Origin of the sequence: Methylocystis sp. (genome assembly GCF_051061225.1) — a bacterium.
GTDB lineage: Bacteria > Pseudomonadota > Alphaproteobacteria > Rhizobiales > Beijerinckiaceae > Methylocystis.
Map to the genome: position 1 here is coordinate 47,113 of NZ_JBPFEB010000057.1, position 10,454 is coordinate 57,566.

Here is a 10,454-nt window from a genome sequence, read left to right on the forward strand (position 1 = left end):
CGCGTGAAAATTCGTGAGGGCTCACGCTTTCTCACGCTCGCTCACGCATCCAATAGGGGAATGGCTGGAGAGGCTCGCCTATGACCGACCCTCACCTCGCCGCGGCCCTCGCCGCCCTCCCTCCCGCCGCCGCCGATGTTGGCGCCGCAATCGAAATTATCCATGCCGCGGCGGCGGAAATGACCGACGCCCGCCGCGAGGACTTTCGCGCCACGATAGACGCGGCCCTGCGTGCCGCCCGTGCAAAGCGGTTTGATCGACGGGACGCCCTCATCCGGGAGCTGCTCGAAACCCGCTTCGGCCATGGCGCGCTGTGTGGCCGCTGCAAGCGCCTGGCCGAAGCATGGATTGAGCACATAACGCGCCGCACTGACGATCCGGAGCTTCAAAGGCTCACCGCTCTGAACAACGGCAAGACGATCGGGTATGGCCAGCTCAAAAACATCGCGGAGGGCCACCGGGAGCAAACATATTAATTCGCAGGCCTTGAACTTAATAACCCGGCGCCGCCATGCTCCGAACAAATCACCGGAGGCTCGATGAAAGCAATCGAATTCACTGTGAACACGCAAGTCTGGCCCTGCCTTTACGCAGCCGGCGAGATTGCCTCGTTTGAGGACAGCGTCGCGGACCACCTGGTTAGAACCGGCCGCGCCAAGTTCAACAAGACGCTGTTCAACCGCGTCGCTGAGATGGTCGCGCCGAAGAAGGCCTCGGCGGAGCGCTCCGGCAAAGGGGAGGACTGAAATGGGATTCTTCGACTTTTTGAAGAGCCAGGGCGCCGAAGCAGCCGAGACCGCGGAGGCCCGCATCGCGACAATCGCCGATGACCTCCAGGCCGTGGAGAGCGAGCGCGCCCGCCTTCACGCCGAGATCGCGGGACACGCAGCGAAGCGAAAATCCATGTTGATCGATGAGAGCGTGAGCGAAGATAATCTCATAAAGTTCGACATGACGACGGAGCGTCATCACGCTAGGCTGGAGCGGCTGGACGAGCTCGAGCGCGTGCTGCAAGGCCGCCTCCAGGCGGCGCAGCGAGAGCTTGCCGAGCGCCAGATGCGGGCGGCCTTTGATGCGCGTCATGACGCGATGGCCGCCTTTCACGGCGCGATGAAAGCTGCCCACGATGCGCTCGAAGTGCTGAAGACCACACACGCTGAATACGACCAAGCCGCTCGGCGCGCCGGCCACAACCCGCCTCATTGGGGGGATGGGCCACTCGTCATCTCCCAAGATGTCGTCGAGAACTTCGGCAAGAGGCTGGCGTCTGCACGGGCGCACGAAGACACTCGCCGCACCGTTGCCGATGGGAGCGCGGAATGATCGGCGACCCGATCGAAGAATTGATAGAACGGCGCGCCGCCGAGCTGATCCGCGCCGCCGTCGGCCTGCCGCCGTCGGAAGGCCCGCTGCGCCTCGAGGAAGTGACGGACGAGGAGCTCGTGCGCGGCTCTCTCGCTCTTGGTGTGGAGCGCGCCGATGAGGTCGCTGACGCAGAAGAAGACGACGGCGACGCCGAAGACGCGGACCTGTGCCGGCAACCACGGGGGAGGTTCCACAGATGACCGAAGTGCTGCGACGCTGCGACGCGCCGTTCCGGCAAGCCTTCCACGAGGCTGGACACGGAATCGCGCGGATCGCGCTCGGGATGGACCCAGTGGACCTGGTGCTCAGGGCCGCCTACTCGGAGACAACCGACGGCGAGCTCGTTGAGGTGGTTGATGGGTATGCTGGAACGTGGCGCCATGAAGGTCCGAAGTTCAGTCAGACCGAGTTGCCGCCCGCCGTCCCGCCAGCGCCATCAAAGCGCGCCCTGATCGATTGGCGGGACTTATTGCCGTTAGCCATCTACACGGCAGCCGGCGGCGCGGCAGAGCGCCGTGTTGAGGACGCCGCCGGCCTGGAGCCTCTCACCACATGGACCGCCGCTAGGGACAATGCGGAGCTTGCCGACCTCGCCCGTTGTGTTTTCAACACGTCCGGACGAAACGAAGCCGCTTTCCTTCGTCTCGTCAGCGGCGCTGCTGATCGCCTCATGCAGGACTGTATCATCTGGCGCGCCATCCGCGCTGTTTCCGATCAGCTTGGCGGCGGCCTTCTGAGAGCGCTACCGCATGACCCCGCTCCTGGCGATCAGGCTGAGTTTTACCTACGCGCTGCTGATGTTCTCAAGCTCTCCGAACAAGCCGGACTGCGACCGGGCGCTTTTGCAATCGAACCGCACACTCAGCGCCGGCCGGTGCGCCTGCACACCTCGCGCGCCGCGGCATAGGAGGCAAAAATGGCAATTCGAATTCTCAAAGACTTCCAAAACTTTCGAGCCGGACAAATCCTCGACCTGCCTGAGCACGAAGCCGAGGCGCTCGTCTTTCTCGGCGTCGCCGCTGAAGGGACAGCGGAAGCCGCAGAGCGCAGCTTTGCTGATAGCGCCTCGAACAGTTCGCCCCGCGAACTCATCAATCGAAAAATCGAGTCGCTGGATGCGGCCGCGCGCGCGAAAGCAGCCGAAGTCACGGAAGGTATCTCCGAGGACGAGCTCGAGGAGATCCAGCGCGCCCACGGTGTGCTCTGCGACGAACTCGCCGCACATCGTCGCGCGCTGCGTGTCCTCGAGACGATCGGGTAGCGGCGTCGGAATGCGCGCGTCCCTTCGGCGGAGATGTGCGCGAGGTGGGCGGCGGAATGGGTTCCCCGCCGCCCGCCGATCTATCCAAATCGGGCGAGGATCGATGACAGGATTATCAGTCAAGATCGAAGTTCCCATCGCGGAGACGCTGAAGGAATTGAACAGGATCCAGCGTCAAATCCCCTTCGGCGTGGCGCTCGGGCTCACACGCACGGCGATGGCGACGCGGGTCGCGCTGCGAGAGGAGATGCAGCGGGTGTTCGACCGCCCGACGCCCTACACGCTGAACTCCATGCAGGTCACGCCGGCCAAGAAAGCCGCCCTGGTCGCGGCGGTCGGCTTCAAGCAGTTCGCCGGCAAGGGAACGCCGGCCGAGAAATATCTGGCGCCCGAGATTTACGGCGGGCCCCGCAATATCAAGCGCTTTGAGCGGGCGCTTGCCGCAACCGGAAGACTTCCCGGCGGCATGGCGCTCGCGCCCGCGTCCGGTGTCCAGCTCGACGCCTACGGGAACGTCAGCCGGGGAACTATCACCAGCATTATCTCGCAGCTCCGCGCCTCTAGCGATCCGATGCAAAATCAAACGGTCCGCTCCCGGCTCCGCGCCAGAGGCAAGCGAGCGGAATATTTCATGCTGCAGTCTGCCCGAGGCGGCCTCAAGCCTGGTGTCTACGCTCGCCACGGCAGGTCCGTTGTGCCGGTGTTCCACATCATCAAGGACCCCAGCTACCGACCGCGCTTCGAGTTCCACAGGGTGGCCGAAGCCAAGGTCGCAGCGGTGGCGGCGGAGGAGATTGCAAAGGGAATCGCCCAGGCGATCGCGACGGCGAGGTGAGGGGTGCGCGGGATGTTCGGATGGGCACCCCCGGGCATGGGTCCTTCTAGCTCCGCGTATAGTTGCGGGTGGTTCGAACCGCTTGGTCCCGATCTATAAAAAATTTTATACAATCTAAAAGCGGAGAAACTACATGATCGTCGGCAAGCGCGAATTCTCTGAAAAACTTGGGATTTCACCTGGAAGGGTGAGCCAATACCTTTCGGCTGGCATGCCGCAGCGCGCGGACGGGCAATTAGACTTCGAAAACGCGGCTAAATGGATCGCTTCTAATATCGACGGCAAAGCCGGCGAGGCGGCGCACGCAATTTTACGGGAGCTGCGCGGTAAGGCGTCGTCGCGCGGAGCGAAGGACGATCCAGACAACCCGGTTGTAGCGGGATCGAGGATCGCGGTCGCTTCGATGTTTGTTTTTGTGCCGAATGTCGCCGCGCGGGCCGCGAAGAACGCGGGCGTTGACGAAGAGACGGTCGAAAAAATCCGTCGGCTAGCTTTTGATGAGGGACTCGCTGCGGCGAACGTTGTCAACGACACGCTACTCGGCCTGCCACCGCGTGACCAGTGGCCTGACTTTGACACATGCGTGAAATTCGGCGTGACGGAGTAATCACAATGGCTGCGAAACCGACAGAAACCCGCATCTCAATCAGCGCCCAGGATAACACCGGGCAGACATTTTCGGCCGTGTCCCAGCGCTTGCGCGGGCTCGAGCAGACCGCCGAGGCTGCCTCGCGCCGCATGGATGGCGTGGCCGGTAGAATGAGCGGGTTCTATCGGAACCAAGCGCTCTCGGCGGCCCGTCACGCCGACATTGCCGCTCGCATGTCCTCAATCAACGCCGCCGCAGCGACCGCGGCGGCAGCGGCTCCCGTGGCCAGAGCCGTCAGCGCCCGTGGTCCAGGCGTCATGGCGTCGGCGACCGAGCGGGCCGCGGAGACGGCCATGGTCGCGGGGTCGACAGCGGCCGCAATCACCCCGTTCATCATGAAAATTTCGAAGGACGCGAGCCTCCGCGCGACCGAAAATCTCCGGATGAAGATGGCCGGCATGTCGCCGGAAGAGGTTGCCGGGGCCAACGAAGAAATGGAGCGCCTGGCGAAGGAGTTTAAGCCGGTTGGCCAGACGACCATCGGGACCATGATCCGTAACGCTCGGACGATCGCGGGCACATACGAAGATGCCATAAAGTTCATGGACCCGCTCCTGAAGTTTCGTGTGCTGATGCAGCACACCAAGCAAGGCGTCTCGGATGAAGAGGTTTCCCGCGAGATGGAAAACATCCTTCGCGCCGCCGACCTGATCGGCGCGACGAAGAACTTGAAAAGCTTCAGCACCTTCATTGAGGGGACGGGGCGGGCGATGAATGTGTTCGGCGACAGCGTGCCGCCATCGGCCATGTTCGCCGCCGCCCAGCACGCAGGAGCCGCGTCGACGCAGTGGTCGAAAGAGTTTGTCGCGGGCGTATTCCCGTCCCTCATTCAGACGATGGGCGGTGACACTGCCGGAACGGCCCTCGGCTCGATGTTCTCTGCGCTTGTTGGCGGCAAGATGAAGGTCAAGAGCGCCAAAATCCTCAACGAGCTCGGGCTGATTGATCCGAAGAAGATCGTTCGGAACAAGCAAGGCGACGTGGCCGGCATTATGCCAGGCGGCCTTATTCGCAGCGACCTCGCGCTGACGAATCCGTTCCAATATGCGACCGAAGTTGTCTCCCCAGCGCTGACGCGCCACAAGATCACGGACCCCCTGAAAATCACTGAGACCCTTGCGGGCGCATACAGCGACAAGAACGTCGCCAAGATCATGACGCACTTCATCTTGAACCGCGAGCAGATACAGCGTGACGTGAACATGGCGCGCGGTGGCATGGACCTTTCGCCCTCCGTTGCGAAGATCATGAGCGAGGACCTTCCCACGGCGATGAAGGGATTGACGGAGCAGTTCAACGCGCTGTCTGCGACGTTGGGCCGTGACCTCAATCCGAAAATCACGTCGTTCGCGAACTCGATTTCAGACCGGTTGCGCGAGTGGGAGAAGAAAATCAGTGAGGACCCGAAGGAGCACACGCGGACGCTTATCGGTGGTGGCCTTGCGTCGATCTTTGGCACTCATTTGGGTCTCAGCGCCCTCGGCGGCTACTTCGGCGGCCCTGGCGTAACAGCAGGTCTCGGCGCGTTTACAAGAACGATGGGTCCCATTGCTCTTGCCGCCGACGTCGGCGCGTTCTCCTATAAAATGTATGAGAACTTCCGCAAGCTGAACGCCATGCTTGACGAGACCGACAAGCTCTTCCAGTTGCCCAGGCCCGTCGCCGCGTTGACGGCCGCGAGCAAGGGCGATCGCTCCGGACTCGCGAACTTCGGGCTCGGCGGCCCTGTGATGCAAGCGCCCGTGGCGAAGCTCGAAGGCGCGGCAAGAATAGCTGTTGATGTGCGCGTGGCTCCCGCCCCCGGCTTCAGCATCTTCGCCACTTCAACCACGTCGACAGAGGGCGCGCTGTCGCCCGACACTGGCGTGTCCATGCCGCCCTCACATTGATGAGAACGACGAAAACCACATTGACGGTTTCTGTCGAGAGAATCGGGCGCGATGGCCTCATTGCCGTCGCGTCTGCCGAAGTCGAGATCGGCAAAATCCCGTTGCGGTTGAATGGCCTGGAGGTCCGGCGCGGCATGGACGGAAAGCTTCTGATCGACGCGCCGGGCGTTGCGCACGGGGGCGCAGTCATGCCGGCGGTGGAATTGCCCGACGATTTAGAGCACGCGATCGCGCGCGAGATTGCTGCGCTAGTGTAAGGGGCCGAGCGCCGGCTGGACGCATTGGCGAAGATGGCGCCGGAAGACCGCAAGCCGCTCATCGACCGGGCGAAGGCTGGGGGAGCGCGGCTAAAGTGCGATTAGAACGGCAAGCAGAACGGCGATCGCAATAAACGCAAACAGCACGAAATATGTTTCGTCGTCCTCTCCGGGCTGATTTCCGCGCCCTCGCATGAATTTGGGCCAAAGCCACTTCATTTTCCGCCCGCCTTCCTGAGCCGCACCCCCGGGCCCTCGCCATTCTCCGCGACGAAGATCACCCCCGCGGCCTCGAGGGCGGCGCGGATGGCGGAGATGGTGGTTTCGTCGCCACCGGATTTGCCGGTCTCGAAATTGGTGATCGTGTTCCGGTGAACGCCTGACCTCTCCGAAAGCTCACGAACACTCCAGTTTACGAGCCCTCGGGCCGCTCTCATCTGTGCGCTTGTCATATGCCCAGCCATGTGCTATTTCCACATGTGTAAATTCCACACTGTGCCCATAGCACAAACCAACGCGGAAAGCACCACTTCCGCAAACGGGAAAGGCATGTCCCATGCAATTCGACCACAGCTTCGTGCACAGCTTGCCACCCACGCTCCCGGCGGCCGTCGTCGAGACGCCCCGGCGCGTTATCGCCGAGCGGCGCGCCGCAGGGCTATCTGTCCAATTCCTGCGCGAGGACGGCCGGCGCGACGAATGGCAGTTCAACACCCTCGCCCAGCGCGACGCCTTCGTCCGCCGCCTCGCCGGCGCCGCCTATGCGATCAGCGGGGGCGATCATGTCTGACCAGACCGTCGCCACCCTCTATTTTCTCGCCCCGTTCGGTCTCTTGTGGCTTTCGTTTGCCATTAGCGAGACCGCGCGCGCCGTGGCCTCCATCCGTGGAGGCCGCCGCCATGGTCGCTGAAACCGAAACCGAAGCCGACCTCGGCCCGACGTCCTACGATCTCGCACTGCGCCAGTGGCGCCGGCTCGACGCGCTGGCGGAGCTCGTTTCCATCGCGGAGCAGTATGACGCCATTGATAGCGTCGACGGGCTCGCCGAGCTGCTGAAAGACGCCGCTCGCGCCGCCGGGGATTTGCTCGAAATGCTGCGGGCCGAGAAGGAGGCCAGAAATGGCTGAGCCCCTCGGAACCCATGAAATTATCGATCGCCTCCACGACCTCGTGAACGAGGCGCAAGGGATCGAGATGGCGGTAAGCGGCTCTGTCTCGATTTCAAAAGAGGAAAGGGCCGCGCTTGACCGCCTCGCCGCGACGCTCAGCGACGGGCTCCGCTGTCTCTACCGAGAGCTTTCCGCGCAGCACGAGGCGGCGGAGGCGAGCAATGGCTGAGACTCCCACCCCGCCAGATGACGACGCCGAAATCTTCCGCCTTGCCGCCGCGTTTGCTGTCGCTTGGGAATACGAAAAGGCGCTCCCAGACGACGAGGACAATGACGATGCAATTGAGGCCGCGCTGGCAGGCGCCAAAAGCATCGTCGCTCGGATGATCGACACGCCGGCCCGGACGCTCGCGGGAGTCCGTGCGAAGGCCGAGGCGCTAAACTGGTGCCACGGGGGCGTTTTCGAAGGAATTTGCCCGAAAAGCGCCGAAAATGTTTCCGCCACGCAGTGGCCGCCCACGATGGACCTGCGCCTCGCGGACTCGGTCCTTTTCGACCTGCTCGCGATCGCCAATCCCGCATCAGCCGAAGGGAACAAGCCATGAGCGCGAATATGGATGCAAACCACATTTTCGACCGGATACGCGCCCTCAAGATTGACTGCATCGCGCTCAAGGCCGCGATCGACGGCGCCATTTCGGATGAAGAAATCCGGGAAGCCGTTGGCGGCATGGCGGACGAGATCATTATCAGCCTGCGCGAGCTTCAGGCTGAGGCCGGGGACTTCGCCTTGCTGCATCGCGGTGGCAGCCAATGACGATGATCGAACTGCCGCGCCGCCGGGACGCCCCTCGGACCTTCGTGGAGCCGCCCGCCGGCCTTGAGCGGCGCGTCTCTCGCGCCCTCGACGCCCTCGGCGATCTCGACCTCCCGGACCTCCCGGGCCTGCCGGAACTTTCCGGCGCGCTCATTGAGCTCGCGGACGAACTCGCGGGCGACCCGGACCCCGAGCCAGAGGAAGACGCGGACGGCGAGGAAGAGCGCTTGCCCCTCTTCGCCTTCGCGGGCCTGAGCGGGCGCTAGGTCCGCCGGATCGCCCCAAAGAGAGGCTGGGCGTGGCAAGCGCCCTTTCTCTCAAAAATTTCCTGCCCCTTATCCCCGGAGATAGCCGGGAGAAGCCCGGTCGCGCCTGCGGCCGATTGAGCGAGGGACGCTGACTAGAACCGCTCGCGCGATGCGTGGGCCTCACCAAGCTCGCGGGGAGCTCAATCCCCGAATAGCCGGCAACGCTGCCCCTTGCGACCGGCGACGTTTGATACCGGGCAACCCCCGGTCAGGTGCATCGCCCTTTGCCGCTGTCAGCCGGGAATGACTCCCCGGAACCAACGGCGATCGGTTTGGCCGCCTTGAAGGCCATCGGGAACTGGCGGGGACAACGCTGGGGCGCGCGGACTGGCAACCCAAGCGCCGAGGGTAACCGAGTATCCGCAGCGAGAGCTGCCCCCATGGTCCGGGGCGGAGAGGTGGGTTCCCCCATCATCATCCGGGAGAAAGGGAAGGAGCTATGCGCGGAGACCAAAATGGCCAAGAAAAGCTACGTTGTGGTTGCCGGTGATACTGAGCCATGCCCACGGTGTGGCAGGCCGATGCAGATACGCGAACACGCGGCGATCACAGAAAGGCATTTGGCGCAGCCTTACTATTACACGCGATGGTTCAATTGCACGGCGGCCGGCTGCAAGACGACCCTTGTCATGCGCGAGCGATTCAAGGTCACCCGTGGCGCCGATCCCGAGTTTCGCGGCAAGCCCGTAATTCTCGATGACGCCGCTGTCCCTTGGGAGTAGGCGCCATGGGAGACCCATTCCAGCGGTTCCTTGAGGCGTTCCCCGAGCGAGAGGGCGGGCACGACGCGGCGGCGGCTCGGGCGGCATGGGAGCGGGCGATCGGGCGCGCGGACCCCGAGAACATCATCTCCGGCGCCGTCGCCTATGCGCGGGACCGTGAAGGCAAACCACCGCGCTATTCGATGAGCGCTCGCCGATGGCTCGACGAAGGGCGCTGGGAACTTCCGCGCAAAACTGCGCGAAAGCCGCAGCATCAAGCGGATGCGCTCGTATGGATCGCGTGCGGATCACAGGAATGGGCGGCATGGACGCGCCACCGCGGCCGCACCATGCCGCTGGACCGGCGGGGCGGATGGCGAGTGCCGAGCCGCTGGCCGCCGTCAATGCAAGCGGCCGAGTAGGAGATGACCATGAGCAAGGGGTATGACCGCGCCGCCATTTTCCGCGACGCGCACAAGCGCTTCAGAGACGGCCAGCGGCTGGGGCTCGGGTGGACTTTCGGGCGCTGCCTGTCGACGGCGTGGGCGGCAGCGAAGATCCGGCGGACGTTCGAGGAACAGCGCCTGGCGCTCGCGGCGTGAGCCTATCGGGTCCTACGACTCGGCGTTCGTTATTTACTATGCTCTAGCTGTGTATGCGCACGATTGCGCGCGCTCGAACGAAGAAACATCTCGATCAGATAGATGAGCTTCTCATCGTCGCTCTCGCCCTTAAGCGCCGAGCGCAATCGATCGAACTCGGCGCGGGTTTCCGGCGAGAGTTTGTCCAGAAGCGACAGGGCCGGATCGACATTGGTCTCGGCGCGATAACGGCGCTGGCGTGGCCGCGGTGTTTTGTCGATCACGTTCTGACCCTGAATCGTGGCTACGGTTTTGTTGACCGATATCATTTGAACGGCGTTATTGGCTACCGGTTTCATGGTATCTCTGGCGCGCCGCGACGCCGACGTGGCGGAGAGGTTCGGGAAAGACCACGGAAAGGTATTGAGGGATATCAGGGACTTAGAGATCGAGCCAGATTTGGCCCGATCTTGGTTCCGGGCTCAGGCCGCCTTCGCCTTCGGGGCCTTCACCCCGTCCAAAAGATTTGCGGCGACAGTGGGCTCGGCGGCCACGGCCTCGAGCAGGCGGGCAAGCATCCAATCCGGCGGGAGCGCGAGGGTCTTCGAGAGGTGCTCGACATCGCCCATCGTTTTCCGGGAGACCATTATCGGCGGCAGCACAACGTCAGCGGCCGTCTTC

At 63.4% G+C, this 10,454-nt stretch carries 22 protein-coding genes; 19 read left to right on the plus strand and 3 right to left on the minus strand.

The genetic code is table 11. The features are described from left to right. The first annotated feature begins 179 nt into the window (after positions 1-179). The 10 genes from ACR652_RS10865 to ACR652_RS10910 all read left to right on the plus strand — a co-directional run bounded on the left by ACR652_RS10865 (position 180) and on the right by ACR652_RS10910 (position 6,256). Positions 180-476: a hypothetical protein gene (locus ACR652_RS10865; RefSeq protein ID WP_434506516.1), complete on the plus strand. Its 297-nt coding sequence runs from the start codon at positions 180-182 to the stop codon at positions 474-476. A gap of 63 nt (positions 477-539) precedes the next feature. Further along, on the plus strand, positions 540-746 hold the full coding sequence (locus ACR652_RS10870; RefSeq protein ID WP_434506517.1) for a hypothetical protein: 207 nt from the start codon (positions 540-542) through the stop codon (positions 744-746). A 157-nt stretch (positions 747-903) separates the two neighbouring features. Next, positions 904-1,323, plus strand: coding sequence for a hypothetical protein (locus ACR652_RS10875; protein WP_434506518.1), 420 nt, complete (start codon positions 904-906; stop codon positions 1,321-1,323). Then, complete coding sequence (locus tag ACR652_RS10880; RefSeq protein WP_434506519.1) at positions 1,320-1,565, plus strand: hypothetical protein; 246 nt, start codon at positions 1,320-1,322, stop codon at positions 1,563-1,565. Before ACR652_RS10875 ends, ACR652_RS10880 begins: the two co-directional genes overlap by 4 nt. After that, complete coding sequence (locus ACR652_RS10885; protein WP_434506520.1) at positions 1,562-2,272, plus strand: hypothetical protein; 711 nt, start codon at positions 1,562-1,564, stop codon at positions 2,270-2,272. The genes ACR652_RS10880 and ACR652_RS10885 overlap by 4 nt, the downstream gene beginning before the upstream one ends. Before the next feature lie 9 nt (positions 2,273-2,281). Then, positions 2,282-2,626 carry a hypothetical protein gene (locus ACR652_RS10890; RefSeq protein ID WP_434506521.1) on the plus strand — a complete coding sequence of 115 codons (345 nt, stop codon included), beginning with the start codon at positions 2,282-2,284 and terminating at the stop codon, positions 2,624-2,626. Between the two features lie 103 nt (positions 2,627-2,729). Next, positions 2,730-3,461: a hypothetical protein gene (locus ACR652_RS10895; protein WP_434506522.1), complete on the plus strand. Its 732-nt coding sequence runs from the start codon at positions 2,730-2,732 to the stop codon at positions 3,459-3,461. Between the two features lie 133 nt (positions 3,462-3,594). Beyond that, on the plus strand, positions 3,595-4,068 hold the full coding sequence (locus ACR652_RS10900) for a hypothetical protein (RefSeq protein WP_434506523.1): 474 nt from the start codon (positions 3,595-3,597) through the stop codon (positions 4,066-4,068). Between the two features lie 5 nt (positions 4,069-4,073). Next, a complete protein-coding gene (locus ACR652_RS10905; RefSeq protein WP_434506524.1) occupies positions 4,074-5,999 on the plus strand; it encodes a hypothetical protein in 1,926 nt (641 codons plus the stop codon). A 20-nt stretch (positions 6,000-6,019) separates the two neighbouring features. After that, a complete protein-coding gene (locus ACR652_RS10910) occupies positions 6,020-6,256 on the plus strand; it encodes a hypothetical protein (protein WP_434506525.1) in 237 nt (78 codons plus the stop codon). 215 nt (positions 6,257-6,471) lie between these two features. Here ACR652_RS10910 and ACR652_RS10915 read toward each other — a convergent pair whose 3' ends face one another. After that, entirely contained in the window at positions 6,472-6,693 is a 222-nt protein-coding gene (locus ACR652_RS10915; RefSeq protein ID WP_434506526.1) for a helix-turn-helix domain-containing protein, read from the minus strand. 119 nt (positions 6,694-6,812) lie between these two features. Between ACR652_RS10915 and ACR652_RS10920 the strand changes: the two genes are divergently transcribed. The 9 genes from ACR652_RS10920 to ACR652_RS10960 all read left to right on the plus strand — a co-directional run bounded on the left by ACR652_RS10920 (position 6,813) and on the right by ACR652_RS10960 (position 9,794). Next, a complete protein-coding gene (locus tag ACR652_RS10920) occupies positions 6,813-7,046 on the plus strand; it encodes a hypothetical protein (RefSeq protein ID WP_434506527.1) in 234 nt (77 codons plus the stop codon). Positions 7,047-7,156: 110 nt separating this feature from the next. Beyond that, complete coding sequence (locus ACR652_RS10925) at positions 7,157-7,384, plus strand: hypothetical protein (RefSeq protein ID WP_434506528.1); 228 nt, start codon at positions 7,157-7,159, stop codon at positions 7,382-7,384. Further along, a complete protein-coding gene (locus ACR652_RS10930; RefSeq protein WP_434506529.1) occupies positions 7,377-7,595 on the plus strand; it encodes a hypothetical protein in 219 nt (72 codons plus the stop codon). The genes ACR652_RS10925 and ACR652_RS10930 overlap by 8 nt, the downstream gene beginning before the upstream one ends. Then, positions 7,588-7,971, plus strand: coding sequence for a hypothetical protein (locus tag ACR652_RS10935; RefSeq protein ID WP_434506530.1), 384 nt, complete (start codon positions 7,588-7,590; stop codon positions 7,969-7,971). Before ACR652_RS10930 ends, ACR652_RS10935 begins: the two co-directional genes overlap by 8 nt. Next, positions 7,968-8,183: a hypothetical protein gene (locus tag ACR652_RS10940; RefSeq protein ID WP_434506531.1), complete on the plus strand. Its 216-nt coding sequence runs from the start codon at positions 7,968-7,970 to the stop codon at positions 8,181-8,183. The genes ACR652_RS10935 and ACR652_RS10940 overlap by 4 nt, the downstream gene beginning before the upstream one ends. Further along, positions 8,180-8,449, plus strand: coding sequence for a hypothetical protein (locus tag ACR652_RS10945; RefSeq protein WP_434506532.1), 270 nt, complete (start codon positions 8,180-8,182; stop codon positions 8,447-8,449). The genes ACR652_RS10940 and ACR652_RS10945 overlap by 4 nt, the downstream gene beginning before the upstream one ends. Before the next feature lie 602 nt (positions 8,450-9,051). Beyond that, positions 9,052-9,213, plus strand: a complete 162-nt coding sequence (locus ACR652_RS10950) for a hypothetical protein (RefSeq protein WP_434506533.1) — start codon at positions 9,052-9,054, stop codon at positions 9,211-9,213. Between the two features lie 5 nt (positions 9,214-9,218). Next, positions 9,219-9,614 (plus strand): hypothetical protein, encoded by a 396-nt coding sequence (locus ACR652_RS10955; protein WP_434506534.1) that lies wholly within the window; start codon positions 9,219-9,221, stop codon positions 9,612-9,614. A 9-nt stretch (positions 9,615-9,623) separates the two neighbouring features. Further along, entirely contained in the window at positions 9,624-9,794 is a 171-nt protein-coding gene (locus ACR652_RS10960; protein ID WP_434506535.1) for a hypothetical protein, read from the plus strand. A 29-nt stretch (positions 9,795-9,823) separates the two neighbouring features. On the opposite strand, the gene ACR652_RS10965 is transcribed toward ACR652_RS10960, so the two are convergent. Together ACR652_RS10965 and ACR652_RS10970 are read right to left on the minus strand one after the other, a co-directional pair. After that, complete coding sequence (locus ACR652_RS10965; RefSeq protein ID WP_434506536.1) at positions 9,824-10,132, minus strand: hypothetical protein; 309 nt, start codon at positions 10,130-10,132, stop codon at positions 9,824-9,826. Between the two features lie 123 nt (positions 10,133-10,255). Next, positions 10,256-10,454, minus strand: a 199-nt coding sequence (locus tag ACR652_RS10970) for a hypothetical protein (RefSeq protein ID WP_434506537.1), incomplete at its 5' end; no start/stop codon positions are given.

What these genes read in the sequence shown, in the direction of transcription:
- ACR652_RS10960 (WP_434506535.1), top strand. Translation starts at nt 9,624, where the DNA reads ATGAGCAAGGGGTATGACCGCGCCGCCATTTTCCGCGACGCGCACAAG.
- ACR652_RS10895 (WP_434506522.1), top strand. Translation starts at nt 2,730, where the DNA reads ATGACAGGATTATCAGTCAAGATCGAAGTTCCCATCGCGGAGACGCTG.
- ACR652_RS10865 (WP_434506516.1), top strand. Translation starts at nt 180, where the DNA reads ATGACCGACGCCCGCCGCGAGGACTTTCGCGCCACGATAGACGCGGCC.
- ACR652_RS10930 (WP_434506529.1), top strand. Translation starts at nt 7,377, where the DNA reads ATGGCTGAGCCCCTCGGAACCCATGAAATTATCGATCGCCTCCACGAC.
- ACR652_RS10920 (WP_434506527.1), top strand. Translation starts at nt 6,813, where the DNA reads ATGCAATTCGACCACAGCTTCGTGCACAGCTTGCCACCCACGCTCCCG.
- ACR652_RS10880 (WP_434506519.1), top strand. Translation starts at nt 1,320, where the DNA reads ATGATCGGCGACCCGATCGAAGAATTGATAGAACGGCGCGCCGCCGAG.
- ACR652_RS10945 (WP_434506532.1), top strand. Translation starts at nt 8,180, where the DNA reads ATGACGATGATCGAACTGCCGCGCCGCCGGGACGCCCCTCGGACCTTC.
- ACR652_RS10915 (WP_434506526.1), bottom strand. Translation starts at nt 6,693, where the DNA reads ATGAGAGCGGCCCGAGGGCTCGTAAACTGGAGTGTTCGTGAGCTTTCG.
- ACR652_RS10890 (WP_434506521.1), top strand. Translation starts at nt 2,282, where the DNA reads ATGGCAATTCGAATTCTCAAAGACTTCCAAAACTTTCGAGCCGGACAA.
- ACR652_RS10905 (WP_434506524.1), top strand. Translation starts at nt 4,074, where the DNA reads ATGGCTGCGAAACCGACAGAAACCCGCATCTCAATCAGCGCCCAGGAT.
- ACR652_RS10955 (WP_434506534.1), top strand. Translation starts at nt 9,219, where the DNA reads ATGGGAGACCCATTCCAGCGGTTCCTTGAGGCGTTCCCCGAGCGAGAG.
- ACR652_RS10935 (WP_434506530.1), top strand. Translation starts at nt 7,588, where the DNA reads ATGGCTGAGACTCCCACCCCGCCAGATGACGACGCCGAAATCTTCCGC.
- ACR652_RS10965 (WP_434506536.1), bottom strand. Translation starts at nt 10,132, where the DNA reads ATGAAACCGGTAGCCAATAACGCCGTTCAAATGATATCGGTCAACAAA.
- ACR652_RS10870 (WP_434506517.1), top strand. Translation starts at nt 540, where the DNA reads ATGAAAGCAATCGAATTCACTGTGAACACGCAAGTCTGGCCCTGCCTT.
- ACR652_RS10875 (WP_434506518.1), top strand. Translation starts at nt 904, where the DNA reads ATGTTGATCGATGAGAGCGTGAGCGAAGATAATCTCATAAAGTTCGAC.
- ACR652_RS10885 (WP_434506520.1), top strand. Translation starts at nt 1,562, where the DNA reads ATGACCGAAGTGCTGCGACGCTGCGACGCGCCGTTCCGGCAAGCCTTC.
- ACR652_RS10940 (WP_434506531.1), top strand. Translation starts at nt 7,968, where the DNA reads ATGAGCGCGAATATGGATGCAAACCACATTTTCGACCGGATACGCGCC.
- ACR652_RS10925 (WP_434506528.1), top strand. Translation starts at nt 7,157, where the DNA reads ATGGTCGCTGAAACCGAAACCGAAGCCGACCTCGGCCCGACGTCCTAC.
- ACR652_RS10900 (WP_434506523.1), top strand. Translation starts at nt 3,595, where the DNA reads ATGATCGTCGGCAAGCGCGAATTCTCTGAAAAACTTGGGATTTCACCT.